Annotated in this window: 24 protein-coding genes; 18 read left to right on the top strand and 6 right to left on the bottom strand. The window is 65.7% G+C overall.

Annotated features, from left to right (window positions below):
• Positions 1-73: 73 nt before the first annotated feature.
• The 11 genes from WDA27_08900 to WDA27_08850 all read left to right on the top strand — a co-directional run bounded on the left by WDA27_08900 (position 74) and on the right by WDA27_08850 (position 9648).
• The gene (locus WDA27_08900; protein ID MFA5891052.1) at positions 74-523 is read left to right on the top strand and encodes a hypothetical protein; all 450 of its coding nucleotides are present in this window, start codon (positions 74-76) and stop codon (positions 521-523) included.
• 86 nt (positions 524-609) lie between these two features.
• On the top strand, positions 610-1374 hold the full coding sequence (locus WDA27_08895; GenBank protein ID MFA5891051.1) for a sulfite exporter TauE/SafE family protein: 765 nt from the start codon (positions 610-612) through the stop codon (positions 1372-1374).
• Entirely contained in the window at positions 1371-3095 is a 1725-nt protein-coding gene (locus WDA27_08890) for a bifunctional sulfate adenylyltransferase/adenylylsulfate kinase (protein ID MFA5891050.1), read from the top strand. The genes WDA27_08895 and WDA27_08890 overlap by 4 nt, the downstream gene beginning before the upstream one ends.
• Entirely contained in the window at positions 3092-3838 is a 747-nt protein-coding gene (locus WDA27_08885) for a phosphoadenylyl-sulfate reductase (GenBank protein MFA5891049.1), read from the top strand. The genes WDA27_08890 and WDA27_08885 overlap by 4 nt, the downstream gene beginning before the upstream one ends.
• Before the next feature lie 273 nt (positions 3839-4111).
• Positions 4112-4252 carry a hypothetical protein gene (locus tag WDA27_08880; GenBank protein MFA5891048.1) on the top strand — a complete coding sequence of 47 codons (141 nt, stop codon included), beginning with the start codon at positions 4112-4114 and terminating at the stop codon, positions 4250-4252.
• 181 nt (positions 4253-4433) lie between these two features.
• A complete protein-coding gene (locus WDA27_08875; GenBank protein MFA5891047.1) occupies positions 4434-4856 on the top strand; it encodes a hypothetical protein in 423 nt (140 codons plus the stop codon).
• A 12-nt stretch (positions 4857-4868) separates the two neighbouring features.
• On the top strand, positions 4869-5534 hold the full coding sequence (locus tag WDA27_08870; GenBank protein MFA5891046.1) for a hypothetical protein: 666 nt from the start codon (positions 4869-4871) through the stop codon (positions 5532-5534).
• Positions 5440-5871, top strand: a complete 432-nt coding sequence (locus WDA27_08865) for a phosphoadenosine phosphosulfate reductase family protein (protein ID MFA5891045.1) — start codon at positions 5440-5442, stop codon at positions 5869-5871. The genes WDA27_08870 and WDA27_08865 overlap by 95 nt, the downstream gene beginning before the upstream one ends.
• Positions 5872-5907: 36 nt before the next feature.
• Positions 5908-7062 carry a hypothetical protein gene (locus tag WDA27_08860; GenBank protein MFA5891044.1) on the top strand — a complete coding sequence of 385 codons (1155 nt, stop codon included), beginning with the start codon at positions 5908-5910 and terminating at the stop codon, positions 7060-7062.
• Between the two features lie 5 nt (positions 7063-7067).
• The gene (locus WDA27_08855; protein MFA5891043.1) at positions 7068-9119 is read left to right on the top strand and encodes a hypothetical protein; all 2052 of its coding nucleotides are present in this window, start codon (positions 7068-7070) and stop codon (positions 9117-9119) included.
• A 28-nt stretch (positions 9120-9147) separates the two neighbouring features.
• Complete coding sequence (locus WDA27_08850) at positions 9148-9648, top strand: hypothetical protein (GenBank protein MFA5891042.1); 501 nt, start codon at positions 9148-9150, stop codon at positions 9646-9648.
• A gap of 22 nt (positions 9649-9670) precedes the next feature.
• Here the strand turns inward: WDA27_08850 and WDA27_08845 are convergent, their stop codons facing one another.
• From WDA27_08845 to WDA27_08830, 4 genes are all read right to left on the bottom strand, one after another.
• The gene (locus WDA27_08845; protein MFA5891041.1) at positions 9671-11554 is read right to left on the bottom strand and encodes a sigma-70 family RNA polymerase sigma factor; all 1884 of its coding nucleotides are present in this window, start codon (positions 11552-11554) and stop codon (positions 9671-9673) included.
• Positions 11555-11612: 58 nt separating this feature from the next.
• A complete protein-coding gene (locus WDA27_08840) occupies positions 11613-12302 on the bottom strand; it encodes a response regulator transcription factor (protein MFA5891040.1) in 690 nt (229 codons plus the stop codon).
• Entirely contained in the window at positions 12299-13825 is a 1527-nt protein-coding gene (locus tag WDA27_08835) for a GAF domain-containing sensor histidine kinase (protein MFA5891039.1), read from the bottom strand. Before WDA27_08835 ends, WDA27_08840 begins: the two co-directional genes overlap by 4 nt.
• A gap of 118 nt (positions 13826-13943) precedes the next feature.
• Entirely contained in the window at positions 13944-14687 is a 744-nt protein-coding gene (locus WDA27_08830; protein ID MFA5891038.1) for a response regulator transcription factor, read from the bottom strand.
• A 135-nt stretch (positions 14688-14822) separates the two neighbouring features.
• Between WDA27_08830 and WDA27_08825 the strand changes: the two genes are divergently transcribed.
• From WDA27_08825 to WDA27_08800, 6 genes are all read left to right on the top strand, one after another.
• Positions 14823-15260, top strand: a complete 438-nt coding sequence (locus WDA27_08825; protein ID MFA5891037.1) for a hypothetical protein — start codon at positions 14823-14825, stop codon at positions 15258-15260.
• A 200-nt stretch (positions 15261-15460) separates the two neighbouring features.
• On the top strand, positions 15461-15952 hold the full coding sequence (locus tag WDA27_08820) for a hypothetical protein (GenBank protein MFA5891036.1): 492 nt from the start codon (positions 15461-15463) through the stop codon (positions 15950-15952).
• A gap of 35 nt (positions 15953-15987) precedes the next feature.
• Positions 15988-18642 carry a hypothetical protein gene (locus WDA27_08815; GenBank protein ID MFA5891035.1) on the top strand — a complete coding sequence of 885 codons (2655 nt, stop codon included), beginning with the start codon at positions 15988-15990 and terminating at the stop codon, positions 18640-18642.
• Positions 18642-20081, top strand: a complete 1440-nt coding sequence (locus WDA27_08810; protein ID MFA5891034.1) for an ABC transporter substrate-binding protein — start codon at positions 18642-18644, stop codon at positions 20079-20081. Before WDA27_08815 ends, WDA27_08810 begins: the two co-directional genes overlap by 1 nt.
• 8 nt (positions 20082-20089) lie before the next feature.
• Positions 20090-23281, top strand: a complete 3192-nt coding sequence (locus WDA27_08805) for a branched-chain amino acid ABC transporter permease/ATP-binding protein (GenBank protein MFA5891033.1) — start codon at positions 20090-20092, stop codon at positions 23279-23281.
• Complete coding sequence (locus tag WDA27_08800) at positions 23281-24114, top strand: ABC transporter ATP-binding protein (GenBank protein MFA5891032.1); 834 nt, start codon at positions 23281-23283, stop codon at positions 24112-24114. Before WDA27_08805 ends, WDA27_08800 begins: the two co-directional genes overlap by 1 nt.
• 431 nt (positions 24115-24545) lie before the next feature.
• Here the strand turns inward: WDA27_08800 and WDA27_08795 are convergent, their stop codons facing one another.
• A complete protein-coding gene (locus WDA27_08795) occupies positions 24546-24971 on the bottom strand; it encodes a hypothetical protein (protein MFA5891031.1) in 426 nt (141 codons plus the stop codon).
• Between WDA27_08795 and WDA27_08790 the strand changes: the two genes are divergently transcribed.
• Complete coding sequence (locus WDA27_08790; protein ID MFA5891030.1) at positions 24945-25187, top strand: helix-turn-helix transcriptional regulator; 243 nt, start codon at positions 24945-24947, stop codon at positions 25185-25187. The genes WDA27_08795 and WDA27_08790 overlap by 27 nt on opposite strands.
• Positions 25188-25204: 17 nt before the next feature.
• Here the strand turns inward: WDA27_08790 and WDA27_08785 are convergent, their stop codons facing one another.
• Positions 25205-25411 carry a hypothetical protein gene (locus WDA27_08785; protein MFA5891029.1) on the bottom strand — a complete coding sequence of 69 codons (207 nt, stop codon included), beginning with the start codon at positions 25409-25411 and terminating at the stop codon, positions 25205-25207.
• Between the last annotated feature and the right edge of the window lie 10 nt (positions 25412-25421).

Raw genomic sequence — 25421 nt, 5'->3', positions numbered from 1 at the left:
CACCGCCGCCGCCGCCAACGCGGCCTCGGGCGGCTAACTCCCGTAGAGTTTGAGGCCGTGTACGAAGGAGCCCTTGCAGCGTGAAAGGCTCACAAGCTACGAGTCAACCAGATCGGGGGCAGTCCCGTTCGATCCGGCGAAGGGGTTGGTGGAGATCCAGGGAGTCCACAACCTCATCAGCTACCGAACCTATTTGTGGGTCGCCATCGGGTACCTCGCGCTCGCGTTCGGAGTGCTGTGGGTTTCGTTTGCCTTGTACGGGTTGCGGGTGCAGGGTCTTGCACGTTTTCGCATGCTGTCGATCTCCGGGGGATTCTTCCTGATCTTCTTGGTGGTCGGCATGATCCCGCTGCTGCTGTTCTCCAACCCGAGTTTGGGGGCGATCCAGCAGCTCTTGCGAGTGCTGCGGTACTTGGTGTTGGCGTCCGCGCCGCTGTTGTTGCTGGGCTTCGCTCCGCCTGGGTGGGTTGCTCGTCGGTTTGGCGCGTCCGGATCCTTCGTTTCTGACACTTCTGCCCGCTAGGTCGCGGTGTCCACCGGATTGACACCTGATGGTTTACAACGTATTAATGTTGTGAACCGTTGGAGTAGTGGTAAGGGGTTGGGTCGGTGGACCCTCTGGTTGCACTTATCGGCCTCGCGGGGGGCCTCACGATCGGATTGGCCGGCACTGGCGCCGGCAGCATCGTTACGCCCCTGCTGATCCTTCGAGGAATCCCCAGCGTGGCGGCGGTGGGGACATCCTTGCTGGCCGCTGCGGGGGCGAAGTTCATCGGTGCCGGAGTGCACCATCGCCAGGGGACCGTTAACCATCGGCTGGTGCGTCAACTCGCCTCGGGGAGCATCCCTGCGGCGGTCCTGGGCATTTACGTGATCAAGCGCCTCGGAGGCCTCGACGGCGCCGGGCCGTTTGTGTCGCGCGCGCTTGGAGTCGTGCTTATCTTGATTGCGGCCTCGCTGCTGCTGGACGCGGTTTTGATTCGGAAGCGCTCGGGGTGGCTGCCGTCGCTTCGGATGCCGACCGACCGACCGTTGGTGAATGCGGGCATCGGCGCGGTGGTGGGCTTCACGCTCGCGGTGACGTCGGCCGGCAGTGGGTCGCTGGTCATCGCGGCGCTCTTGATCGCCTACCCCGGCACCATCCCCGCTGAACTTGTCGGCACGAGCGTCTTCCATGGCGCAATCCTGCAGGCCGTTGCCGGTGCCGGTCACATCGCGCTGGGAACCGTGCGGGCCGCCACCGTTCTTTCGTTGATGGTCGGGTACTTGCCGGGCATCGTCTTGGGAAGTCGTCTCGCGCATCGCGCGCACCCGCGCGTGTTGCGTCCCGTGATCGTTATTGCAGTCATCGTGACAGGAGTGAAACTTATATGAGCAGTCCTATTCCTCACGGCGGAGTTCTCGTCGACTTGACCGCCGATTCCGCCCGGCGCGCGGGCATTCTTGATGAATCGCGCGCATGGCCTTCGTGGGACCTGACGCCACGCCAGATCTGCGACCTCGAGCTGTTGTGCTCGGGTGGTTTCTCACCGCTTCGCGGGTTCATGGGGCGCGCGGACTACGAGCGTGTGTGCACCGAGATGCGCCTGCAGGACGGAACGCTCTGGCCGATTCCAATAGTGCTCGATATCCCTGAGGAAGTCGCTCGCGCTCTGGAGCCCGGCGCCTCGCTCGCGCTGCGCGATCCCGAGGGCGTGATGTTGGCCGCGCTCGCGGTGAGTGATGTGTGGGAGCCCGACCGCCTCGCCGAGGCGAAGGCCGTGTACGGGACGGAGAACCCCGAACACCCCGGCGTTGCGCAGGTTTTGGAGCGCACCAATCCGTGGTACGTCGGTGGAACGCTTGAGGCGGTTAACAGCCCCTCGCATTACGACTATCGCGGCCTGCGCACGACACCGGCCGAGTTGCGCGCCGAGTTTGCGCGTCTGGGCTGGGAGCGCGTTGTGGCGTTCCAGACACGCAACCCCTTGCACCGCGCGCACTACGAGTTGACGATGCGCGCAGCGAAGCAACTCGAGGCGAACCTGCTTATTCATCCCGTCGTCGGAATGACCAAGCCCGGCGACGTGGATCACTACACGCGTGTCCGCTGCTACCACGCACTGCTCGGTCGCTATCCGCAGCAGACGGTGAAGCTGTCACTGTTGCCTTTGGCGATGCGCATGGCCGGTCCGCGCGAAGCTGTGTGGCACGCGATCATCCGCAAGAACCACGGGTGCACGCACTTGATCGTCGGGCGCGATCACGCCGGCCCGGGTTCGGACTCCTCCGGCGTGCCGTTCTACGGTCCCTACGATGCTCAGGACATGGTGCGTGAGTTCGAAGAGGAACTCGGCGTTGGGATGGTCCCCTTCGAGCAGATGCTCTATCTGGAGGACCAAGACGAATACGTCCCTGCGAACGAAGTGCCCGAGGGCGCGCGCACGCGCGACATCTCGGGCACCGAGTTGCGTCGTCGCCTGGCCGAGGGCAAGGAGATTCCCGAGTGGTTCAGTTTCCCGGAAGTGGTGCGGGAGTTGCGGCGCACTTCGCCGCCGCGCGCGCGCCAGGGCTTCACGATCTTCTTCACAGGACTGTCGGGCTCCGGGAAGTCGACGATTGCCAACGTGCTGCTGGTGAAGTTCCTGGAATCGGGGACCCGTCCGGTGACGCTGCTCGACGGTGACCTGGTGCGCAAGCACTTGTCCTCCGAGCTTGGATTCTCGAAGGAGCACCGCGACATCAACATCCGTCGCATCGGGTACGTAGCGAGCGAGATCACCAAGAACGGCGGCGTTGCGATCTGCGCCCCGATCGCGCCGTACGACGCGGTGCGCAAGGAAGTGCGCGCGATGGTCGAGCCGGGCGGCGGATTCATGCTGGTTCATGCCGGGACGCCGATCGAAGTGTGCGAGCAGCGTGACCGCAAGGGGCTGTACGCGAAGGCGCGCGCCGGACTCGTCAAGGGCTTCACGGGGATCGACGATCCCTACGAGGCTCCTGAGGATGCGGACTTGGTCATCGACACCACCAACGTGACGCCCGAAGAGGCGGCGCAGCGGATCATCCTGCACCTCGAGCGCGAGGGCTATATCGCAGGGGGCACTGAGGGATGAGCCCCGGCCTCCCAGACCTGGCCGGCGCACCGGCCGAGGATGTGCTCTCCTGGGCGCTCAGGGAGTACGGGAGCGGTATCGCCATCGTCACCGCCTTTCAGGCCGAAGGGATGGTCCTGATCGACATGGCCCACCGCATTCGCTCAGATGTGCGCGTGATCACGGTCGATACCGGGCGTCTTCCGCAAGAGACGTACGCGCTGATCGACCAGGTTCGCGGACGGTACGGCATCACGGTCGAGGTTGTGTTCCCCGACGCGACTCAAGTCGAAGCCATGGTGGCGCGCCACGGGGTCGATCTGTTCCGACGCGATGTTGCGTTGCGCAAGTTGTGCTGTCACGTGCGAAAGGTGCTGCCGCTGGAGCGCGCGCTCGGTGGACTCGGCGCCTGGATCACCGGAGTGCGACGCGGGCAGACCGCCGAGCGTGCCGGGGCTGTCGAGGTCGGACCGGATCCGCAAAGACCCGGCATCGTCAAGGTTGCGCCGCTCGCCGACTGGACCGCCGAGCGGGTCTGGGAGTACGCGCTCGAGCACCGCGTGCCGGCGAATGAGTTGTACGAACGCGGGTTCACTTCAATCGGGTGCGCGCCGTGCACGCGCGCGATCGAGCCCGGCGAGGATGAGCGCGCGGGGCGCTGGTGGTGGGAAGACGGGGATTCCAAAGAGTGCGGAATACATGCCGCCACTCCCGACGAGCGCTTCGAGGCGGAAGTCGCCTCACTGCTACACGCCGCCCGATAGAGAAGGGTCGTCGTGCCCTGCCGTCGGCTACGGTGGAATGGCGTCTGGAGCCGGCCGATACCTTCGTTTCGCGAGGGTGATGAGGGCGGGTCGAGTCAGGCTGTTCGTTCGGTCCCGGCTGTGACCGCCGCCTTGCTGCGCGTCCCGGCCTTGGCGACTCGCTTGGTCCATGACGCATCCCAGTCAACTCGACAATATTGACCGCGGAGAAGACAAGCATTACGGTTTGTTCCCGTCCTCGTTCCTCAGCAATGAGCAGCTTTGGATGTGACGATGCGACTGCGATCGCTTGCTTTCCTTGCGGCCATCCTCGCGATGACGGTTTCACTGACCGGCACGGCCCGAGCAACCGAGTCCCCGGTGACCGAGGCCCACATTGAGACCGCGACCTACCCTCAGCCGTATTCGGCGTGAGCCGATGCATCCGCCGTCGTGCTTGCGTCGACTCAGGTCGGCCCGCTCTTTGCTCATGTACTCCTATCATCGGATCGTCCGCGCGCGCCGCCCCGATGCATCGACCGCCACCGTTCCGTCCGGGTTCCTTCGCCTGCGCGATCCGAGCCGCAGGGAATCCGTCCGTTCGGTGATCGGGATCGTGAACAGAAGAGAAGTTTCCGTTCACGGTGTCGAGATGCGTTACGGTGACGCGAGTTCGGGGACGGAGACCACGATCCGGCAATCACGAGCACTGCCCTTCGGCTCTCCGGTCGCATCCTCAGCGGAGAAGGCCGCATTCACCGTCATTGGATCGTTCGTGACCACCGTGGACGGCGTGCGTGTGCACGTCGATGCGGCGCTGGCTTCCGACCATGACCGGGCGCTGCTGTCATTCGAGCGCGCGGGCATCGCGGCGACGCTGCAGACTCGGCGCAGACGCGATGCGCTTCCGGTCCTGCTCCGCTTGCGCGAAGATCCCGATGGGATGCGAGCGGTCATCCGGTCGAGCGCCAAGACGAGAACCCAAGATGACGGGCTCATCCGTCGTCGCGCGCGACGACGGATGAGACGCACGCCGTGAATAGCCGTTGCGATGAATCGGCGGCGCCTTGGCGTTGCGCTCGTAGCGATCGCGGCCAAGGAACGAGGTGAACTCCGACTCCGCGCCGGTCTGCAAGACCAGATGCGCCCCGAGCCGGGACACGTCCTCCTATATCTCGGCCGGCGCTATTCTCTTTGCCACTTCCAGAAGGGCGTCGTGGTGTCTGCCGGCGATGCCTACTGGACCCCGGCCTTTGCGATCGTCGAAGCCTCGTCGATGACCGCTACGTCCCTGACGCGGTCCTTCAAACGGTCGGCGGTGGCGGTGTTCGTGCTTGGCAACCACACGTGGGTCGCGCCTACGGGGACCTACGGGCCTCCATCGCTGATCTCGATCGAGGGCCCGGGGGGAACCGGCACGGTGAACTTCCAGCCCCTCCGTTATCTCAGTCCCGTTCCGGTGCCGGTGTGGGAGAACAGCAACTGGAAGGCGAACGTGTGGGCGCACTACATGGTCGGCGAACCACCCGGTGTGTACCGCTTCAAGATCGAGCACTATACGGGTGCGCAGGTCATGGCGTACGCCGGTGTTGCCTCGGCGTTGATGGCCTCGACCGTGCCGTATGTGCTCCTGGCTGGAGCCGATGCGGACGTTCCCGCGTGTTCGGTGTTCCGGACTCGGACCAAGCTCGCCTCAGGAACAATCCTTTGTTCCTGAGGCTCGCGGTCGCCCGAAGATCGCCATTATCACCGCGTTTCAGGCCGAAGGGATTGTCCTTATCGACATGGCCCACCGCATTCGCTCGGACGTGCGCGCGATCACCGTCGATACCGGGCGTCTTCCGCGGGAGACCTACGCGCTGATCGACCAGGTTCGCGGACGGACGGTGTCAACCGAGTTCCCGTGGCCTACCGTTTCTGCCGCTTTGGCTCGAATGGCGGCGATCAGGTGGGACAAACGAGTCCATCCTGCCTCAGGTACAAGGAACCCACGGGGTTGCGGCGAAGGACTCAATAGATTCTTGGTGCAACCAATTTGCGCATCGTGCGTATAGCGGATGAAGCCTGCAAAGCGGCGTAAGGGGTGATGCATGCGCGGAATGGGGAAATCGAGGGCCGTATGGGTCTTGGCGGCCGTGATCGCTGCCGTGGTGGCGCCGGGCGCCGCGCGCGCGAGCGCCCCAACGATCAACTTCGCCGAGGCGTTCGGGGACGCGCAGCCCGAGGTAGACGCCGATGCGGCGAAGCGCCTTTTCGCAACCTCCCTTCCTTACGGGTTCGGAGAGCCCGGACTGGCCTACGTGCGCGGAAACGCGACGCCGGGTGTCTACGTCACGGTCACCGTGAGCGATGGTGTGTCTAAGGTCAGCCGGAGGGTTACGTCCGCAACCGACGACGATGTGCAGGCCGGGGTCACGCGAGGGGACTTCAATGCCGAGCTGCATGTCACAGAGTTCGGTGCCCACAGCAGCGCCGCCCCAAGCTGCGCGGTCAGCCCACGTCCGGACCCCTGTGTCGACCCGGCAACGAGCGACTTCACTCGGCTTGGGCCCACCTCGCTCGACTTCACGTTTGTCGCCACGTCGCTGGACGGATCGTCGTCCGAGCCGGTTGTCCTCGAAGGAGCACTGACCAAGTACGCCGCACGCCCGTTCGACAAGGTTGCACCTAAGCTCTCGCGGATGACTTGGCCTCCCATGAACTGGTGCCATCTGTCGGGATCGGGCGTCGATGCGGGTCCGACCGGCCAAGACTACCCCGGCCAGGGCCAGGGCCTGGGACTTGGAGGGAGCACGTCCGGTTCGTGCGGCAGGACTCCCGCGCCGGATGTGACATGGGGCGCGTGTGCGGTCGGCCCGACGGGAACCGGTCTACCTGCAGGTCCAAGTGAGGTGACCCCTCCTCGGGCATGGTGCAGCACGACGTCACCCTCCCAAAGCATTCCTCGTGGAGAGGCTCTGGTATCCGGACTGGCGGACGACAACTGGAGCGGGGCCATGGGTGTTGCGTCCGAGATCGCTTCAATACACGTGCAGGTGTGGCAGGGGCAGACAATGCTGCGCAGCATCCCCTCGATTACTCGCTTCGGCCCGCGCGCGGCATGGGGAGTCACGCTTCGCATCAACGACTTCGAACCGAATTTCCCGAGGGGCACTCCGTACGACATCAAGGTGATCGTGACGGACGCTTGGGGGAATACAGCTACTACGCAGGCCTCGTATGGGATCACGGTGTACCCATGGTGACGCGCGTGAGAGCAAGATCGTTCCGGACCGGCGCGCGAACGGCCGTCGCGATTGCCGCGGCGGTTCTTGCGCTGCCGTCACTGGCCGCCGCCACCTACACGACCTGCGAGCCCGGGAACCCCGACCCTGCGCGGGGGTGCCCGAAGTTCGATCCGCAGGTCGAAGTTGGGGTCCAGATGCCGTTCGTCAATGCTCCTTCTTCCTTGATCTTTCGCTTCGCCCAAGCGGATCTCACGATGCCGGCTGTGGATATCTCGTACTACGTGCCGAAGGGGTGGCGGTTCGGGGTCAACCAGGTGCGTCCGGCCATGCGTCAGGACGGGATCACGCCGGCCACGAAATGCGAACAGGTCTACACCGGCCTCGGTAACCACACGGACGGTGTCGCCGCGCGAGTCGGCAACGCGGAGTACCTCTCCGGGGGTGTCGTCGGCATGACGGCTCACATCGACATGACGAGGAACGAGGGTCCTCGAAATAGGAGACCCCCCGGCACCGACCTGAACTGGAAGCCGGACCCGGCGACTTTCGGGTACAGAACCGGGAAAAGTTCGCTGGTATTCCTGAACTGGGATGCGCCCACGCTAACAGCAACCCTGTGCATGTACGTTTACTCCACGGACCCTCGCCTCGACCACAGCGATGACCCGAACGACCTATGCAACCAGCGCGGCGTGGCACCGGTGGGGCAGGCTGATTCGCAGACGAAAGATCAGAATTGCGAGGCGGCCCGTGAGCACCTTATTCCCGTCACGTTGACGCAGATCCCCGCGGGGGAAGAGCTGTCTGAGCGATTCGGCTGGCGTGTCCATTTCAATCTCTCTTCGGTGTACAGACAAAAGTACTTGTTCGAGCAGAGCGCAACAGTCTTGAAACAGATCTTCGGTTTGCCTTCGCAAAGTGTTGGGAACTGGAATACCAACAAAGTCACCGGCGAGAAGCAGGCCGTGTTCTTCAGCCGCGCACCTGCGACGCCGGGAAGCTACGAGTTTCGCGCGCTCCTGGAGACCTGCGCGCAGGGGTTCAACCCCGTCGGGGCGGCGCAGATGTGCAAGAACAACGATGAGCGGCTGTCCCGGATTCGGTCTACTTTCATCGATGTCACAATGCCGCCGACTTCGGTCGTCCACGACTTCGGTCGGCTGACGGGTCCGGCGGGATCGACGGGGATGCCGCTGGGTTTCGGCCTCGTTCGTGGCGCCGAGGAAGTGAGTATTCCCTGGACGCAGCCCCCGTCGAACCCCGCGGCCGGGGTTAAGGGATACGTGCTCGTGGTGGCCGAGCCCGGTGATCAGGATGGGCGTCACATCGAGTACTTAGTGACGGATCCTGCCGATCCCGAGTTTGATCCGAGCGTGTGCGGGGAGGACGGTGCCGGCGAGTGCTCCAGGACGCTTCACTTCCCGCTGTCTTCCGTTGGGGGTGGCGTCGTGCTCGACGGCTCGGCGAAGTATGACGTCGCGCTGGTTACCGTCTACAAGGACCGCAGCAGGACGGATTCTCGGGACGGCGATCCGTTGTGCGACGACGGGACGGGACTGGGCAGGCTTTGCTCCGAACTCGGGTTGGCGAAACCACGGGTCGTTGCGCCTGGGGTCAGTCGCTGGGAGTTCCTGATCGCACCCGAGGAGTGGCCGAACGCCTTTGTGGAGGCGCGGGACTTTGTGCCGTCCGGCGGGAAAGGCTCATTCACTGCACCTGCCTACATGCTCCTCGTCGACTTCTCGCTTCGCAGGGCGAAGTTCCTCATATGGAACCCGTGGGCTCCGATGGCTGCGTTTGCCGCCGGCAGCAACGGGATCGTGGGCAGCGGTGACTCCGGTGTGGTGTCGTTCGCAAGCTCGAACGTCCTGGGTGCGCCGAGCTTTAGATTCGATGGGGTGGCATATCCCAGAGGGGTGGGTCCACCGCCGCCGGGGGTTCCATCGGTGAACGACCCCACAGCACACTACGAGGCAAACGGTGTGTTCGTGTGGCTCGACTCCAAGGGGTTGCCCAACACGCCCAACGGGATGCCGACTGAGCGAGTGGAGCCGTTCGAGGGAAAGCGGCTGTAGATCCCAGTCTTGATCACGGAGGAGAGACATGAAGTTGCGCGTGTTGGTTCTGGTGGTGTTGTTGATGACGGCATCCGGCCTCGCTGCGCGGCCTGCGCGTTCCCAGGATGTCTACGACGGTGCATGCGTTTTCTCGCTGGTCGTCGAATTCGACCGCACGATCACCGCCGGTGGTGGAGGCGCATCGCTGAACACGTTCGACGGTGCGGGTTTGTGTGGCGTCTCCGGCGTCGGGCTGGATCCTCTCCGATACGCCTTGGTCGGAGGAGGTGGGTACGCACCACTCGCCCAGTGTCAGGCGCTCCAGATGAGCGGCGGATACGACATAACGTTCTCGCCTTCACCTGCCCCGCCCGCCGGCTCGGGAACATGGTCGTTTGTCGGGAACGTGCTCGGGGGTGTCGTCACTTTCATTGCTCCGGCCTTCACCGGCGTTGCGCAGGTTGTCGCGAATGATGGCGCGTTCTGCGGCGTTGCGGGTGTGCGGAGGATCTACTTCTCCGGCGTGATGGAGTTCCTCGACCCCTGAGGCGGGGGGTCGAGGGAGGAGTTCAACACCGCGCCGTCCACGTCAGTCCTCCATCGGCGCTGCACGCGATCCCGCGGTCCGCGCCGGTCGCGAGGATCGTACCTGTCGGCAGAGCAGTGATTGTGGATACGCCCTCGCGAAGAAGTGGTGTCGGCAGGGGCGTCCAAGAGGCCCCGTCGTTGTTGGATCGATAGAGACCTCGACTTTCACCGGCTTCACCGGCGGCCACTAACAGCGCAGGTGGTTCTCCCGCCGGGGGAGTAAGTGCCACGTCGAGAATGGGCAGGTGACTGCTTCCGGGGGTTCTGATGCGCTCGAACCCGGAATCGGTCGCGCTCGACCGGAACAGACCGTCGCTCGTGAATGCATAGACGGCGCCGCCGGCGTCGAACCGTGACGAGAAGCGCATTGCAGGGACTCCGACGCTTCCCGGCAGCGTTTCCGTTGCGCACCTGAGCCCCGAACACCTCTCCACCGCGGAGGCCAAGGCCCCTGCGGTGTCCGGCCGCACGACGCCCACGAAGATGAGCGAGTCACGCGCGTACGTCGGCGAGAATGCGGGCGCTGGACGAGTCGCTCCAATCATCGCCAGTTTCGTCGGTGTCGTGATCATGCGGTCGGCCCAGTAGTCGAGGAGCGCGGTGGAACCGAGGAGGATGCGTGGGTCCCCTCGGTCGAACAGTGGCGAGATCGCGGCGCCACCGCTGACCGGGCTGACGATGCGGAAGGTCTCGCCCGCGTCGTCACTCTGGGCCAGACCGCCGGTCCCCATCACGAAGATCCGCGGATCTTCGGGGAACGAAGGCGGGAGAAGCACCGTTCCGCCGGCATACCCGGTTGCTTTCAGCGGTTTCCAGTTCGTGCCGCCGTTACGAGTCTGGAAGAGCACCGGACAGAAGGTGCGTGCGCACGGCACGCCCCCCGCGGCGAAAATCGTGTGGTCTCGCTCGAAGGAAGGCGACGGCGTCAGGGAGTAGAAGTGGGTGGTCTCCGGCGTCGCATCACCGGTGGGGTTGAGAACGTCGTCCTGTAGTGACCGGTTCGCCTTGCCCTCCTCGGCCCCGCCCGACGACGGGCGATGAACCGGGGCTGCGCGCGCGCCGAGACCGTTGGTGCGCGCCTCGACCGGCTGGTAGGGGTCGGCCGGTGGGGTGACGGGGCCTCCGCTGATCGACAGCATCAGGACGGCGGCTACCATCGAGAGTGACTCGCCACACCGTTCGATCAGGGGCTCGGCGACTCCGGCGAATCGCGTGCGCACGCCGCCGGCCAGCCGTCGTGCTCCGGCGCGGGCGCGGTGAAGCGGTGCAAGGAACGTCAGCGAAAGCGAGCCCGGCCGGCATAGGGGGCGGAGGTGCTTCCGCGCGTGCGTGAGGAGCGCTTTCGTGGACCCGGGAGTCGACCCCTCTATCGAGCATATCTCGGGATAGCTCCAGCCCTCGACCGCGTAGAGCAGGAGTGCGCGGCGCTGCCGCCATGGGATGCGGGCGAGCGCGCGGGCCAGGCCTCGCCGCTGCTCGGAGGCGATGACGGAATCGAGCGTGGTGTCGCCTCCGGAACTCCCCCACTCATAGTCGGCGGGATCCACGGGCTTGACCTTGGACCGGCGGCGATGCAGATCGACACAGCGGCGATTCGCGATCGTCAAGAGCCACGGGAGTGCCTCTCGCCCGCAGTCGAAGCGGTTCAGATGCGAGTACGCACGAAGGAAAGTGTCCTGGGTCGCGTCCTCTGCCAACCCCGGGTCGCGAAGGCGACGAAGGCACGAAGCGTAAACGACGGAGCGATAGCGCTCGTAGAGGCGACCGAACGCGTCGTTGTCGCCGGCGAGAGATTGCTCGACAAGCCGGCCGTCCGATTCCCCCGATCGGAGATCGAGTGCGGGGGCCTTAGGGTCCGCAGCCATCGTGGTCACTGTATTCGCCTTATGACGCCGTTGTCCTGCCCGATTCCGGCAGTTTCGCTCAGGCCTGCCGTGCCCCGGTTACGTTCCGCTCTCGCTCCGACCGTCCGGTACGAGCGAGGAGGCCGCTGCGCGTCGCCACCGCTACCGCCTCGGCGCGGTTCGCAACCCGCAGCAGCCGGTAGATACGGCTCAGGTACGACTTCACGGTGTGTTCACTTAAGTTCAGCGCGCGGGCAATGGTCGCCGTGGTGCCGCCCGCGGCAACCTCTTGAAGGACCCTGAGTTGCGCGGGCGGGAGTTGTGATCGTCCGAAGTCCTTCGTGGACATCACCCAGGAGGCGAACCGACCGACCACCTTAGGATCGAGCCACATCTCACCGCGTGCTACGGCGCGAATGGCCGGGATCAAGCCGTCTGCGTCCACGTTCTTCACGACGTACCCGCGGGCACCCGCCGACATCGCGTCAAATACGGTGATCTCATCACTGAACCCCGACAACATGACGACCGCCGAGCACGGTCGGCGCTTGGCTATCTGTCGGCACAACTCGACCCCGCTCATGTTGTGCAGGGCCTGGTCCAGCACGACAACGCGGGGGTGGATCACTTCGAGTTTCCCCAGAGCCTCCGAGGCGGATGTCCAGTCGATCACTCGAAGATCCGGCTCGCGTTCGAGGACGCGAACCAGCCGGGTCACGTCGTGGTGGCCTATGAGCAGGATCGTGATGACATCGCCGGGACCGGTCACTTCCGACACCCCGCTGTCAGCGGGACCGATGCTTCAATGATGAGGCCGCGGGGGGTCGCTTCCCGGGCGCGGAATCTGCCCCCGATTTCCTCGACGGTCCTGGCCATGGCCCGCATTCCGAAGTGGGTGGCGGACTGCCAGTGTGCACCCTGGCGCTGGTCGAGCCCGACGCCGTCGTCGCGAATCGAGAGCGATGCGTTTACGCCGGCTCGATCGAGTGCGACCGCGACTCCTGAGGCGCGCGCATGTCGATCGACGTTCACGAGTGCCTCGTGTGCGACGCGGTACAGCGCGCTCGCACCGTCAGTCGAAAGTGATCGAGTATCTCCGGAAAAGCGGAGGGAGACGGGAATCCCCGTGGAGATCTCGAACTGTCGGGCAAGGGTGCGCAATGATGGAATGAACCCGTGTTCTCGCACCTGCGAGAACGACAGGGTGTACACGGCGCTGCGCACGTCGGCGACACCCTGCGCGGCGAGTGCGCGGAGACCGCCCAACCGCTGTAGGAGTTCGCCGTCTCTCACATCAAGCAGCACATCCTGGAGTCCGAGCCCGATGCGGAACAGGGTCTGTCCAACCGTGTCGTGGAGGTCGCGCGCGATTCTCTCCCGCTCGGCCGATACGATCAGTTCCTGCTGGCGCCGTTCGGCCATCCGGCGCAGCTTCGCCTTGGCTGCGATCTCGCCGAGTCCGACGGCAGCGGCTCGCAGCAGGTCCAGACGACTCTGATCGAGTGGGAGGTCGGCGCGAACCCAGAGGATCCCCGCGGGGCGGCCGCCAAGCGGGATCGGGATTGCAGTTCGCTCCCCCCGTCTTTCGATGCCGGGGTTTGGCTCGCGGCGCCAGCGTGTGATGAGGTCGATCTCTCGAGCGCTCGCGAGCGGGACTCGAATCAGTGCCGCGGTCGCGGCGTCCGCGATGCACAGCCGGGTGCACCGGACCCCGATCTCGTCCCCGACCGCCTCGTTGAGGCGCGAGAGGAATGTTCTGGGTCCGGACGTTCGCGCCACGGCGTCGGACAGACGCAGAAGACCCTCGATCAGCCGGAGTTTGTTCTCCAAGGTCTCCACGAGACGGGCACCACGAAGGGCCGTGCCGGCGGCGCCGGCGATGGCCTCGAGGAGACGGACGTCGGTAGCCGAGAATTCGTGAGGTTCTCTGACCCAGTCGACGGCAAGGATGCCGTACATCTTGCCGCCGCACCGCAGGGGGGTAAACGCCAACGATCGTGACCCCCAACTCTTCCACTCGTCCGGCAGGAGGTTCGTCGAGGGAGCATCTTCAATCAGTGTCGTGCGTGGGCGTTCCCATAGCACCCCCAGACGTTCGAGGCTGGAAGTCGTATCGATGGGGTCCATACGAAGAAAGCGTTCGCGCATCGCTCGGAGGTCACCATTTCGGGAGGCGGCCGCCACCGGCAGGAGTCGCCGCACCCCCGACGGATCTCGCTCCAGGATCGCGGATCGGTCGGCTCCGGTCGCCTCGAGGGCGAGTGACGCGAGCCGGCGCGTGGCCTGTGCCACGCCGTCCGCCGAGGAGGCCAAGTCGGCTACATCCAGCAGGATCTCCAGGGCGCGATCACGCTGGGGTCCGATGGCGGCTTGGTCGCGTAGGTCTATCTCATCCGCAGGAACGAGCGTCTCAGATCACTCCCATCCGGATCCCAACCGCAACCGCGGCCGAACGCCCACTGACGCCCAGCTTGCGCGTGGCCGCGTGCAGGTATCGCTTCGCAGTGGGTTCGCTCACGCCCATGTGGCGCGCTATCGCGCGATTGGTCTTTCCTTGACCCGCGAGGGCGAGGGCGAGCATCTCTTTGGGCCCCAGGAGGGTCTCTCCTTCCCCGCAGACCGTTCGCGCCTCCCTTGCCCATCGAACTACCGTCTCGACGAATTCGGGGCCGAGGGTCGTCCGGCCGTTCGCGGCGACCCTGATTGCCCGGATGACCTCTGCGCCGTCGGCGCTCCTTAGCAGGAAGCCTCGGGCGCCGGCAGCAAGACAGGCGTGGAGGACGCCGTCGTCCGGGGCCGCAGTCAGGATGACGACGGCGCAGGACGGGCGTCGTCCGATGATCTCTGCGCACGTCGTCGCGCTATCGGTTCCACTGTATTGGTCGATAACCACGACGTCCGGCGCTTTGACGTCCAGAAGGGAGAGAGCGCCCTTCGCGGATCCGACGACGGCGATCACATCCATGTCGGCGGTGCGGTCGATGACGGAAATAGTGTCGTCGCGGACAGGACGGTCCTCGACGACCATCACCCGCACGGGACTCCCGGACCCAGGCATCGCACCGGATACGTCCGGCCGGCCGTTTGGTTGCACGAGAGGTTCGCGTCTTTCGCCGCATGTGATCCGATCGGGGGTCTTTACGAAGATCGTCATAGGGCATACAAACCCAGGCACGCGCGGCGCGGGAGCTAAAGAGGGGGTGAGCGTACAAGTGCGCCGCGGGGCAACAGGCAAGGTGTGTTGTCCCGGGCCGGGCATCCGGTGGCCGGGAAGACCGAAGGAGGAAGAATGAGGAAGTTCATCGCTGCAGCAATGTTGCTTGTGGCCGTGTTCGCCGTCTCGCCCCCGGCCCACGCGCAGCAGGCCATCGCCTTCACCGGCGTGGCAACGCTCGATCCGTTCCCATGTCCGGAGGGCAACTGCTCCGGCACGTTCTTGGGCTCGGCGACCGGGACCATCTCAGGGACGATGACGGCCGACTTCACCTACTGGGAGGCCGCGGATTGCTCCCTCGGCACGGCGGCTGGGACCCTGTCTATCGGAAGCCACGACGGCACGTTCTTCTGGTCCCGGGTCGGCACGACCGCCATCATCTCGGCAGAGATCGACGGGGACCACTACGACGCGGAGGCGGCATTCGTGCCCGACAACGTCGATGGCTGTGTGCCCGGCGGAACGGCCAAGAAGGTCGTGGCGCAGGTCGCCGGGACGGGCGCCGGCGCCTGATCCAAGAGGTTTCCAGCGCGCGGGCGCGCGCGGGGCGGGAAGTTGGATTTCCCGCCCCGGCGCGCTCGCCGCGTGTCTGCGGGCCGGCGGAAGGTGAAAGAAGCGGAAAAGTGTGCCCGAGTCGTGCAACCTTGCGGGGGGTGCGCGCGTATGTGGGGCCGAGAGCCGCCCTTGGGGCGCGGGAGCGAAGGAGAAGACGCATGAGACGTCACTTAATCAGCGCCGTGCTGGCCGCCGCGGCGCTTTTGGTCGCGCTGCCCCAGCCGGCGACGGCTACGGCCACCAAGGTCGCCGAGGGCAGCCTTCTTGTCGGTGGCTGGGCGAATTTTGCGCGAATGCCCGAGCACTTGGCGTTCACGGCCCAGGGCTGCGCGGCGAGCGCGAACCATACCGACGCCGTCGACGAGGCGTTGATCAGGATCAAGGAGTACTCCGGATCAAGGATGCGCTTGACGGTGACTTCATGGGACTCCGGGGGTGCCTCCGGGCACGTCAGTCTCGCGCAGGTTCAGTCCTGCGAGGCAACTTCCGTATCGTCACCTGATCGAAAAGGGGAGGCAACGACGGCAAGTCCATACAGGTTCATCGCTTCGGGGACCTACGTCGTGCTAAGGATCGGAGGCCCTGACCGGACGGATCGGGGGGCGCACTACCGTTTGGACAAGTGCACCCTAGCCCCGCCGGGGTGTTGATCATTATGCGCGCGGCGCCATCGGCTTGCTCGCGCATGGGGAGTGTGCGTCGGCGTGTGCGTCGGGGTGTCGTCGGGGTAGTGGCGCTTGCGATTGTGCTGGGGGGCTTGGTTCCGGCGCCCGCGCGCGCGGACTCGGGTTCCCTATCTATGCTGGGATGGCTTCCCGCCGACGAGAGTGTTGTCACCTCGCCCAAGGTCGTTATGACGGATTGGGTCAACCGCCGTCTGTATGTCCAGCACGCCGGGCGGCTAACGGAGTTTGACCTTAGCGGTAGTTTTCCCGAGCCCCTTCGCAGTGTCGCGTTTCACCTGGAATCCGGGCAGATCGGCCCGTACACGGCGGTCGTTGATTCGGATCTTCGCCTCGCCTGGATCCTGGACCATGATTTGAACGGGGAAGAGACCGGTTGCCACCAATGCGCCTTGATCCGTCTGTTCGACTTGGAGACGATGAAGTTTCGTCCCCAGGTGTGGAATCTCGGGCTTATGGTACCGAGCCTGTTTGCTCTGGGCATTGCCCGCGTGGCCAAGGACCACCGTCTCTACGTCGCCGGGAACCTCGGGAGCCCGTATATCAAGCCGGTTTCAACTAACTTAGTCACTCCGCCGGTAATGCCTTCGATCTTGCTCTCGCTCGACGACGCGAATCCCGGCGCCCAGCCGGTGTGGAAGCGACCCATGACGCGCGAGTGTCTTTTTCCCATGGCCTCTTCCGGCGTCGGTGTCGGCCTCTTCCCGGTCAAGAATGGCCGAGCCGTTTTCCTGGCGTGCATTCGTCCCGAGCTTCAGGGTGGCGCGGCCATTCGCTCTCCCGGGCAGTCGGCCCTGCTGCGGATCTGGGTAGATCCGGACGCCGATGACGTCGAGGCCTTGGGATTCCCGGTGGAGACGTATCCGGTTTCGGGTTCATACATGAGTGGGCAGGGCCTGAACGGCTTGGCGGTGTTCGACCCGGGAGCCGAGCGGATGTTCGTCCTGAGCCAGTCTGCGTCCACTCCCGGCGCGGCGGTGTTCGACGGCAGATTGTCGGCCTGGGTGGGATTCATTCCGGCCCAGAGCGAATACGCGTCTGCCCTGGGCGTCGACGCGGTATCCGGCCACGTCCTGATGCGGGCCGACTTCGAAAACGTGGTCTTGGCCGACGGCAGAACAACGCCTGTGTCGCAAGGCAAGCTGATTTCCTTGCGGACGCTGGGCGCCGGGCCGATTGCGTTTGATCCGGTGACGCACTTCGCGTATGTCGTGGCCAGGAACCCGGCGGGACGAATGCGGGTGGCCGTCTTTGCCGACCGATCTGCGGTCACGGTCCCGCCACCACCCCCTTGCTGGGACTGTCTGACCGTCGACGTCCCCGAGAGCGCCGCGACTACCTCCGGGTGGGCCGGTGCCGTCGGCGGGTTCGGCGCGCGCGCGAGCCTCGTTGGAGGCTGGGGTGGCGCCAGCGAGCCCGTGCGGCGCCCGATGGACAACAACTCGATCGTACGTCCAATAGTGGCCGGCGCGGGCGTATCTCCGGGGGACCGCAGTCTCACCGCGGCGAACGTGCCGAGGCTGGACGTGCGCAATGTCAGCGTCGGCGCCGCCGCACAAGCGGTGGCTCCGGACCCTTTGACGGAAAACGAGTGGCGCAGCCGCCGAAACACAATCGTGGATACGGCCGGAGCCGCGGGTGGTGCGGGGGGGCAGGCGGTGGCGGCGGCCGAGTGGCCGTGGCCGGCGAAGTCGTGTTTGGATGGAGGCGGGACGCCGACGGAACCCTCACCCGGGGGCGAGGAGCCCGGTGGTGCGGCCTCGTCGGTTCGCTGTGATTTGGAGAAGATGTACGGGTCGGCCTCGGCGAGCGTCGGTCGGTCGGCGATCGACGGGCTGTTGGTCGGGTCCTCGGAGTTCTCCTCCTCGGCGCGCCGGGACGCCGAGCGCGGGATGCTGGCCGAAGCATCGACGACCGCGCGGGGTATTCACATCACGGCACCCGGCGGCGCCGAGCTGTCCATCGGCCGCGTGACGGCCACGGCGACGGTGGCGGCGTACGGCCGACCGGGCACCGCACGCGCATCCTGGACGCGCGTCCTGGAGGACGTCGTCCTTCGGGACGGGGCCGGGGCAGAGAAGTTCCGCTGCCCGAAGGAGTGCTCGCTGGAGTCCCTTGCCAAGGCCGTAAACGACAATGCCAGCCTGAAGATGCGAATCATCCTTCCGACCGCCGATATCCAGGCTACCCGCGGGGGTGCGTTCGCGAGCGTGGCCAAGAGCGAAGCCGACTATGTGGACAGGTTGACCATGGAGAACGAAAGCTCCGAGGCCGTGCCGGGTCTCGAGGTGATGGTGTTCAACGATTACGCGGAGAAGTCGCGCCTCCATGTGCAGCTCGCCGCCGTTCACCTCTCCTCGATCTACTGGGTCCGTCCTCGCACCGCCGGGGGGATCCAGCCGTCACCTGCGCCCACGCCGTCGGGTCCGACCCCGATCCTCGGTCGGATTCCCTCGGTTTTGGGTGAGCATTTCGAGCGCACCGACGAGGTGTTCGACGGTCCTTTGCCTTACAGGGTGCTTCGCACGGCCCTGTTGCTTGTGCGCTCGCCCAAGCAGGCGTTCCTGGTGTCGCTGGTCTTTGCCCTCTTCGGTGCCGCCGGGGCTTCGGTTTGGCGGCGTCGCGAGCTTGTCCGTCTTTTGAGTGGAGGGTCTTGATGTCGCAGCCGTCATCGTCGGCTTTCAAGCTGACCGCGATCTTCGTCGTCGGCGTTCTGGTGGGAGCATTCTCGGCGGTTCAGGTGGCGCCGCGCACGGAGAGAGTTTCGGTAGCAGGCCCCGACGACCCGCTGTATGTTTCGCCCACTATTGAGCCCTCCTACGGCGGGCCTCTTCCATCGATGGGCCCAACGCCGACCAGTACATCCCCGACCGGCGAGAAACTGGAGTGCGAATCCGGGCGCAACGGTGGCGCGACTGCCCCGGGGGTCACCGGTGACTCGATCAAGATGGCTACAACGGTGGTTCACTCGGGCATCGGCGCCGCATTCCTCGGTGAGGTCGAGTACGGGATGGAGGCGGTGCGCAATGCCGTCAACCGTGAGGGGGGGATCTGCGGGCGTCAGCTCGAGATCAAGTATGTCGACGACGGGTGGGAACCGCAGCGCGGTGCCGGGTACATCCGGAACTTCATCAAGGAAGGGTACTTCGACCTGCCGGTGGTTCCGTCGTCCGAAGGCTTGCAGGTCGTCATCAAGAATGGTGACATCAACAAGGCGAGAATCCCTGTGGTCGGGACCGACGGAATGGTGATCGACCAATATCGTGAGCCGTGGGTGTGGCCGGTGGCGGCCGCCACGGTGTCTTCCGCGAGGATCATGGCTCGCGACGCGCACTCTCGCGGGGCGAAGGCCTTCGGCATCGTTTTCGACAAGAACTATAAGTTCGGCTCGGAGGCCGCCTTGGCCTACAACAACGAGGTCAAGCGGCTCACCGGTCGCGACGTTGATGGATACAACACCAACAACAACTGCCAGCGTCGCTACTGCGGGGTTGAGGCCGGTCAGCCCAGCTACGCGACGCAAGTGCAGGAGTTCTCCAAGGCCGGCGCCGACTTCATCGCGATGTTCCTCGAGCCGACGACGGCGCTGACCTGGATGGCGACAACAGGGGTGCCTACTCCCAAGGACGTCGCGAAGGGAATCGGTGCGGCGCAACCGTTGTTCACGTGGGCTTTCGGAAAGGGCTGCCAGGCTGCTTGCGACCAGATGATGGTGTGGACCTCCTTCAAGGGGCCGATTGAGGAGTACGCGAACGACCCCGCGGTCAAGAAGTACGTTTCGGACCTCAAGACGACTGCGCCGGGGGCAGACGAGTACAACGCGTTCACGCAGGGCGGCTACGTCGGGATGCTCTTGCTGGTCGACGCGCTGAAACGGGTGGGTCCGAAGCTGACGCGCGACGCGCTCCGAGCAGTCCTGGATTCCACCCGCCTCTCCACGGGGCTTACGATTCAACCGACCCTCAAATGGTCACCGAAGGACCATTTCGCGAACGCGACCATGCAGGCCTTCACGATGCAGTACAAGGGATCGTTTAGCGGCTGGCGCAGCGGGCAAATCGTCACCGATCCGACTCCCCAACGCGGAACGGATTAGGCGCGCGCATGCCCGAGATCTTTACCTATGTATTGCTGTCGATTCCGCTTATCGGCGCGTACGCGATTTTCGCCCTCGGAATCTCGGTGATCTACCGCTCATCCCGAGTGCTGAACCTCGCGCACGGGGCGATGGCGATGATCCCCGCGTACCTTGTGCACGCGATGACGAACGCCGGCCTACCGATCGGAGTTGCGCTTCCGATCGGGGTTGCCGCCGGCGCCGCCTTGGGCATCGCCGTCGAGCGAATCTTCGTGCGGCGGCTGCGCGCGCAAGGCCCGACCGCTCAGACGGTCGGCACCGTCGCAGTCACGGGTCTTCTTATCGCGCTCGCGGCGAAGATCTGGGGGACGACACCGCTGCTTGCTCCGCAGGTGTTCCCAGGAGGGACGATCCGAGTCGGGGCGAGCGGGATCCGGTCGGGCGAGATTGGGCTCTTTCTGACCGGTGTCGTGGTGTCGGCGACTCTGTTCACGTTCTTCAAGCGAACTCAGGTTGGACTTGCGATGCGGGGCGCCGCTCAGAACCGACGGGCTGCCTCACTCATGGGGATCGATCCGGATCTGGCGGCGGCCGGTGCGTGGGCGCTGGGCGGTGGTCTTGCCGGGCTCGCCGGAATCATGCTGGCGGCGGTCACGAACCTGGATCCGTACAACCTGTCGCTGCAGGTACTGCCGGCGTTCGTCGCCGCGCTCATTGGAGGGTTGGAGAGCCTGCCGGGGGCGCTCGCCGGGTCGGCGATCGCCGGCTTGAGCTTCGGGCTGGTGCCGTATTTCTCCAGGCTTCCGCTCGTCGGCTCGGTCCTGCGGTTCTCGGGGTCACCGCAGCTTGTGCTCACCATCCTCGCTCTCGTCGTCATGGCCACGCGCGGGCGCCGGCTTTCCGGGGCACAGGACTCCGATGCGGGGCTTGGGTCGACCGCGCGGCCCGTACGGGCCGGCGGGTCACACGCACTCACCCGCGCCCTCGTCGTCGCTGTGCCGGTTTTGGTCGTCTGGCCCTGGGTGGTTCCGTACTCGGTGCTCGGGTCCAGCCTGCTCGCGGTCGAGTTGGCGCTCGTCGCCGCCTCGCTGGTCGTGCTCACCGGATGGGTCGGGCAGATTTCGCTCGGCCAGGCGAGCTTCGTCGGGATCTCTGCGTTTACGACCGGGCTCGTCGCGCGGGGGTTCCACTTGGGTTTCCCCGCGAACATGATCGCCGCCGCTGCCGTTTCGGCCCTTGCCGCGTCGCTCTTGGGCGCGGTGGCGCTCCGCGTCCGCGGCTTGTATCTGGCGGTGGCGACGCTCATTTTTGCGTGGATGTGCGACTCTTTCCTGTTTCGGTCGCCTTGGCTTGGCGCGAGCGCCGGCAGTTCGACGATCCCCGAGCAGCGCCTGGGTGCTGAGGGGGGGTTCCCTTCGTTCGACTTCACGAGCCGCCGGACGCTGTTCTACATGATGGCGGGTGTCGCGGTGGTTGCGGTGTTCTCGTTGGCAAGTCTCCGCGACACCAAGACAGGGCGCGCGTTCTTTGCCGTTCGGGGGTCGGAGATGGCCGCGGCTTCGCTTGGGATCGACGTGGTGCGGACGAAGCTGATCGCCTTCGCCGTGTCCGGCGCCCTGGCGGGGCTGGCGGGGAACCTGCTCATGATCGACCAGCGAACGGTCGTGCCGTCGCAGTTCATGTTCACGATGTCGCTCCAGTTCCTTGCGATCGCGGTGGTGGGGGGACTCGGCAGCCTCGGCGGGGCGCTTGCGGCCGGTGGGCTGTTTGCCGCGCTCAACGAGGTCTTCTTCCGCGTGAGTGCTCTCTCGGGCTGGCTGGAGATGGTGTCGGCTGCGCTACTGGCTGTAGTGCTGCTGGCGTATCCGGGCGGACTCGCGGCGATTGGAACCGCGATTGGCACGGCGTCGCAGCGCGCCAAGGGACTCGGGCGCGCTTTCGGCGGCGGTTCCGTCGCCGCGCGTGGTTCGACTGGGGGCGCGGCGCAGGGCCGACGCACGGCGCCATTCGGTGCTGCCTTGCTTCGTGCTGTCTCGCTTCGTGCTGTCTTCGAGCGAGCGCGCGCGCTTGTCGCGCGATTGCCGGTGGGCGCGCGCGTGAACCGCGCGCTCGGCGCGGTCGGCGCGCGCCTGGCTGCGTCGCTCTCCGGACGCGCGCTCTCCCCCCACGGGAAGAACGGGCGTCACGACGATTGGTTCGCCAATGCTTTCGAAGAAGTTTCCCCGATCTCCGAGCCTTCCGGTGCGACCCCGCCGTCCGAGGGCGCTTTCGGAGCCGACGGTTCGACCAACGGCCGGGCGGATGGTGCCGTTCCCGTTCAGGGGGAGTTGCACCCGCCTGTGTCGTCTGCTCTCGACGTATCCGCCCCGCCCTCGCCCGGCCTCGTCCTGCGCGCGCGCGCCGCGCCGATGCTCGACTCCGACCGCTCGGCCCGCCGGATGATCCTGGAGGTCGACGGCGTCACCGTCCGGTTCGGTGGGCTGACGGCCGTGAGCGGAGCCTCTCTGTCGGTACGCGAAGGTGAGATCGTCGGCTTGATTGGTCCGAACGGCGCGGGGAAGACGACATTGTTCAATGCCATTCTTGGCCTCAATGATCCGTCTGCCGGCCGCGTGATGCTTTACGGGCGCGACGCAACGTCTCTTCCGCCGCACTTGCGCGCGCGCCTCGGGGTCGCGCGGACATTCCAGGTGCTGCAGCTCTTCTCCGAGTTGACGGTGTTCGACAACCTGCTTGTCGCAACGCACATGCACAACAACTCGGGTGTGTTCTCCAACCTTGCCGCGGGGCCGGCGACGCTGGCGGCGGAGCGCGCGGCGCGCGATCGTGTACGCAAGATCTTGAGCTTGTTGCAACTGGAGGAATACGCCGCGAGTGGTGTGCGCGGGCTGCCATTCGGCGTGCTGCGAATGGTCGAGTTGGGGCGCGCGCTCGTCACGGGCGCGCGCTTGGTCATGCTCGACGAACCCGCGTCGGGGTTGAACGAGGCCGAGACCGATCGCCTCGCCGAGGTCGTGTTCGGCGCGCGCGCGCTGGGGGTCTCCGTGCTGCTCATCGAGCATGACGTTCGTATGGTGACCGCGGTGTCGGACTACATGTACGTACTCACGCAAGGGAGGATGCTGACCGAGGGGCCACCGGCCGCCGTGCAGCGTCACCCGGAGGTGATCGCTGCGTATCTGGGCGAGCCCGTGGTGGAACCGGTGGGGGTCGCCTGATGCTGCACGTGGACAACATCGACGTCTTCTACGGACCGGTTCAGGCGCTTCGGGGGCTGACCCTGCGCGTCGAAGAAGGTGAGATGGTGGCGCTTCTCGGAGCGAACGGCGCCGGCAAGACGACCACCTTGCGCGCGATTTCGGGCCTGCTGACGCCCGCGCGCGGGACGATCACGTTGGACGACCATCTCATATCCAAATTTCCCGCGCACAAGGTGATCCATCTGGGCGTCGCTCATCTTCCCGAGGGACGAGAGCTGTTTCCCGAGATGACCGTCGTGGAGAACCTCCAGCTCGGACATTGGTCGCGGCGCAAGGATCGCGCCGAGGAGGCCGAGCAGATCGAGCGCATGATGGAGATCTTCCCGCGCCTGCGGGAACGCGCGAGTCAGGCGGCAGGGACGATGTCGGGTGGGGAGCAACAGATGTTGACGGTTGCGCGCGCGTTGATGAGCAAGCCGCGACTGCTGCTCGTGGACGAGTTGTCGCTCGGGCTTGCCCCGATTGTCGTGACGCAGTTGTTCGAAGCGCTCGACGCTGTGAATCGGTCCGGGACCGCTGTGTTGCTCGTCGAACAGTTCGTGCACCTCGCGCTCAAGCACACGTCGCGCGCGTACGTCCTGGCCAAGGGCGAGGTCGCGGTCGAGGGGCCGAGCGCCGAGTTGTTGGCCTCTCCGGATGTGATGGCTGCCTATCTGGGGGAGGCAGCTCCGTCCCCGGAGACACCCGGAGCCAAGCACGCCGTGAGCGTGGCGCCGGGGGGAACGACACGCGCAGAGAAGCCTCTACGCGCGTCGAAGCCGGCCGCGCGCGCACCGCGTCCGAAGCGCTGAGAGCCTGATCCCGTGGCCCAAGGGCGCAGATAGGCCTGCGCTCTCTCCGCGCACGAGCCGTCGCCGTGCGCGGGTCCGACGGTCAGGTCGAGGAGTGACTCAAAGTCGGCAACGAGTCCCCCGAGAAGGTCGAAGGGCACTTCCTCGGGCTCGGAAATCTCCAAGCGCGCCAGCTCCGCGGTGTCCAAGTAGTCGAGCACCAGGGTCAGCGCGAGGGGCACCGGTGCGTGGATGGCCCGGATGCGCGCCGCCACATGGGCGATCCGCCCGGCGAGGTCATGGTCGCCGGCGACGAGCGTCTCGGCGAACCACGAAGAGAATCGACCGGTCACGTTTGCCCATCGAACACCTGAATCCACGAACTCGTCCTTCCCGGGGCTGCGTGCTCGACCCTACACGCCGGCTGGGACACCCGATGTCGCGGCGGTCCGTTACTGTTTCTTGGCGGCGAGTCGCCCGTCGCGCTTTGCCGCCCGGCGCACTTTGGCTGGATGAGGGGGTCCGGCGTCTTCGTCCTGGGACGCCGTCGACAAGCGCTCCAGCGAGGTGAGCGCACGGACGTCCGACGTCCGTGATTTCGCTGCTTCTGGATCAGGCTGGTGAGGCGGCAGGGCAAGCGCGCGTTGCGCGCGGTGGAGGTTCGCGATCGCACGACGGAGATGTCGGTCGGCCGGGTGGGCGTGGTCGGCAAAGTCCCTGCGCAGGATGCCGACCTGCGCAATCAGAGCGCCGATCCTTGCCGGCCAGTCCATCGCCTCGCCTGATTGGTTCTTGTCGTCCGGAGTATCCCATCTTGGGATAACGCTGCATGTTCCCACACAGTAACCCTGGTGCGCAAGCAGGATCGAGGTACTCAACGCGAACATCTTCAAGCCGTGTTGCGAGAGGCACGGTTGCAGCCGGGCTTGACCCAGCCGGAACTTGCACGACGGATCGGCCGTCCACAGTCGTTCGTGAGCAAGTATGAGTCCGGCGAGCGCCGTCTCGACATCCTGGAGCTGCGCCAGATCTGTCAGGCCCTCGGGCTATCACTCACGACGCTGGTCCGCCGCCTCGAGAAGCTGCTTGCGTAGGAAGGCCTGGTGCGCGCTCAGCGTATCGAGCGTTGCCAGCACGGGCGGTGCCAGTGGCGGCGGTCGTCTTCTGATCCGTCCCGCCATGCAACGACGTGCGCGGTCCCGATGCGAACCTCGTGATCGCACCCCGGACAGCGGTATTCCTTCACTGCGCGCGCCGGTTGGATCGCGCGCACGTGCCACCCCGGTGGGGCGCCCATGACGATGTCGGGGGCGAGGATCCGCTCCTCG

This window comes from Actinomycetota bacterium (assembly GCA_041658565.1).
In the GTDB taxonomy this organism is placed as follows: Bacteria; Actinomycetota; AC-67; order AC-67; family AC-67; genus JBAZZY01.
This window is presented reverse-complemented; position numbering and strand designations above follow the sequence as displayed.

What these genes read in the sequence shown, in the direction of transcription:
- WDA27_08890 (MFA5891050.1), top strand. Translation starts at nt 1,371, where the DNA reads ATGAGCAGTCCTATTCCTCACGGCGGAGTTCTCGTCGACTTGACCGCC.
- WDA27_08885 (MFA5891049.1), top strand. Translation starts at nt 3,092, where the DNA reads ATGAGCCCCGGCCTCCCAGACCTGGCCGGCGCACCGGCCGAGGATGTG.
- WDA27_08880 (MFA5891048.1), top strand. Translation starts at nt 4,112, where the DNA reads ATGCGACTGCGATCGCTTGCTTTCCTTGCGGCCATCCTCGCGATGACG.
- WDA27_08870 (MFA5891046.1), top strand. Translation starts at nt 4,869, where the DNA reads ATGAATCGGCGGCGCCTTGGCGTTGCGCTCGTAGCGATCGCGGCCAAG.
- WDA27_08865 (MFA5891045.1), top strand. Translation starts at nt 5,440, where the DNA reads ATGTGCTCCTGGCTGGAGCCGATGCGGACGTTCCCGCGTGTTCGGTGT.
- WDA27_08860 (MFA5891044.1), top strand. Translation starts at nt 5,908, where the DNA reads ATGCGCGGAATGGGGAAATCGAGGGCCGTATGGGTCTTGGCGGCCGTG.
- WDA27_08850 (MFA5891042.1), top strand. Translation starts at nt 9,148, where the DNA reads ATGAAGTTGCGCGTGTTGGTTCTGGTGGTGTTGTTGATGACGGCATCC.
- WDA27_08845 (MFA5891041.1), bottom strand. Translation starts at nt 11,554, where the DNA reads ATGGCTGCGGACCCTAAGGCCCCCGCACTCGATCTCCGATCGGGGGAA.
- WDA27_08830 (MFA5891038.1), bottom strand. Translation starts at nt 14,687, where the DNA reads ATGACGATCTTCGTAAAGACCCCCGATCGGATCACATGCGGCGAAAGA.
- WDA27_08825 (MFA5891037.1), top strand. Translation starts at nt 14,823, where the DNA reads ATGAGGAAGTTCATCGCTGCAGCAATGTTGCTTGTGGCCGTGTTCGCC.
- WDA27_08820 (MFA5891036.1), top strand. Translation starts at nt 15,461, where the DNA reads ATGAGACGTCACTTAATCAGCGCCGTGCTGGCCGCCGCGGCGCTTTTG.
- WDA27_08815 (MFA5891035.1), top strand. Translation starts at nt 15,988, where the DNA reads ATGGGGAGTGTGCGTCGGCGTGTGCGTCGGGGTGTCGTCGGGGTAGTG.
- WDA27_08810 (MFA5891034.1), top strand. Translation starts at nt 18,642, where the DNA reads ATGTCGCAGCCGTCATCGTCGGCTTTCAAGCTGACCGCGATCTTCGTC.
- WDA27_08805 (MFA5891033.1), top strand. Translation starts at nt 20,090, where the DNA reads ATGCCCGAGATCTTTACCTATGTATTGCTGTCGATTCCGCTTATCGGC.
- WDA27_08800 (MFA5891032.1), top strand. Translation starts at nt 23,281, where the DNA reads ATGCTGCACGTGGACAACATCGACGTCTTCTACGGACCGGTTCAGGCG.